This window comes from Arthrobacter vasquezii, assembly GCF_029455255.1.
GTDB classification, from domain to species: Bacteria; Actinomycetota; Actinomycetes; order Actinomycetales; family Micrococcaceae; genus Arthrobacter_D; species Arthrobacter_D parietis.
In genome coordinates this window covers 1-1790 of sequence record NZ_JAROKN010000116.1, presented here as the reverse complement: position 1 = coordinate 1790, position 1790 = coordinate 1, and the positions used below count along the sequence as shown (strand labels likewise).

The window sequence follows — 1790 nt, the reverse complement described above, 5'->3', positions numbered from 1 at the left end:
CGCTGCGTTGCGCCACGAAGTGGAGCCGGTGGACCCTGCCGCCTATGGCCGGTTCCTGCCCGCGTGGCAGCATGTCGGTTCCGGCCTGCGCGGTCTCGACGGCGTGGCCACGGTCATCGACCAGCTTTCCGGAGTGCCGATTCCGGCGTCTGCGTGGGAACCGCTGATCCTGCGCACGCGGGTCTCCAACTACAACCCGGCCATGCTGGACGAGCTGGCGGCAACGGGTGAGGTGGTCTGGTCCGGTGCCGGATCCTTGCCCGGGAACGACGGCTGGATCTCGCTTCACCTCGCGGAGAACGCGCCGCTCACCCTGCGCCCCGACCCGGAGTTCGAGCCCAGCCCCCTGCAACAGGAACTCCTTGACCTGCTCTCCGGCGGCGGTGCCTATTTCTTCCGGCAACTAGTCCAGGGACTGACCAACGGGAACCAACCCGCGGACGGCGCGGTGACCGCCGCGCTATGGGAGCTGGTCTGGGCCGGACGGATCGGCAACGACACGTTCACTCCGGTGCGTTCCCTGCTGGCGGGCGGGAAGACTGCGCACAAGCAGCGCACACCCGCCCCGCGGGCACGGACCGCAAGGATAGGTCGGCTCGGCAGGGCGCCGTCCCTGACCGGCGGCAGCCTGCGGACGGGCGCATTGTCAGCCGGGAACGACGGCGGAACCGGCTACCAGCGCAGCACTCCTCCACAAGTTGCCGGGCGGTGGTCGCTGCTGCCGGGCATCGAAGGTGACACCACCATCCGGGCACACGCCACCGCGGAACTGCTCATGGACCGCTACGGCGTGCTCACCCGCGGTTCCGTTGCGAGTGAGGGTATTCCGGGCGGATTCGGTCTCATGTACAAGATGCTGTCGCGCCTGGAGGAAATGGGGCGGTGCCGCCGCGGCTACTTCATCGAGCATCTCGGCGCCGCGCAGTTCGCGGTGCCGTCCACGGTGGACCGGCTGCGCTCCTTCAGCGCGGACGCACGCCCGGATGCCGCCCTCGCGAAGAAGCCAACCGCCGTCGCGCTTGCTGCTACAGATCCGGCGAACCCCTTCGGAGCGGCGCTGGGCTGGCCACAGCACGACGGCGGACACCGGCCCGGCCGCAAAGCCGGCGCCCTGGTGGTACTGGTCGACGGGCAGCTTGCGCTCTATGTTGAGCGCGGCGGTAAAACCATGCTTACCTACACCGCAGACACCGAACCCCTCACCGCCGCAGCGGAGGCGCTGGTTGCCGCAATCCGGCACGGGGCAGCGGACAAGATGGCCGTCGAGAAAATCAACGGCGAATCCGTCCTCGAGTCCGCAGCCGGACGAGCCCTTGCCGATGCCGGCTTCTACAGCACGCCCCGGGGGCTGAGAATCCGTGCCTGAGGGAGATACCGTCTGGCGCGCCGCCCGCGACCTCAACCGCGCACTCCACGGCAAGGAGCTCACCCGCTGCGACATCCGCGTGCCGAAATTCGCGACGGTGGATTTCACCGGCCGGACGGTGCGCGACGTCGTCGCCCGCGGCAAGCATCTGCTCATTCGTGTGGAGGAAGAGTGGAGCATCCACTCCCACCTGAAGATGGAGGGCCTCTGGCACGTCTATCCCAAAGGCGGGAAGTGGCGCCGCCCAGCGTTCAAGGCACGCTGCATCCTGGAAACGGAAACCTCCACAATCGTGGGTTTCGAACTCGGATTCCTCCGCATCATCCCGCAGGCAGAGGAGGACGACGCCGTCGGCTACCTCGGACCCGACCTGCTCGGGCCCGACTGGAACGCCGAGGAAGCGCTGCGCCGGCTGCGCGCGGAC

2 protein-coding genes are annotated in these 1790 nt (G+C 68.5%); both read left to right on the top strand.

Going from position 1 to position 1790, the window contains the following annotated elements; genetic code table 11:
• Positions 1–1366 (top strand): Lhr family ATP-dependent helicase (locus P4U43_RS17830; RefSeq protein WP_449658172.1); only part of this gene is annotated, 1366 nt, incomplete at its 5' end.
• The coding region (locus tag P4U43_RS17825; protein WP_277359937.1) for a DNA-formamidopyrimidine glycosylase family protein at positions 1359–1790 on the top strand (432 nt) is incomplete at its 3' end. The genes P4U43_RS17830 and P4U43_RS17825, both read left to right, overlap by 8 nt.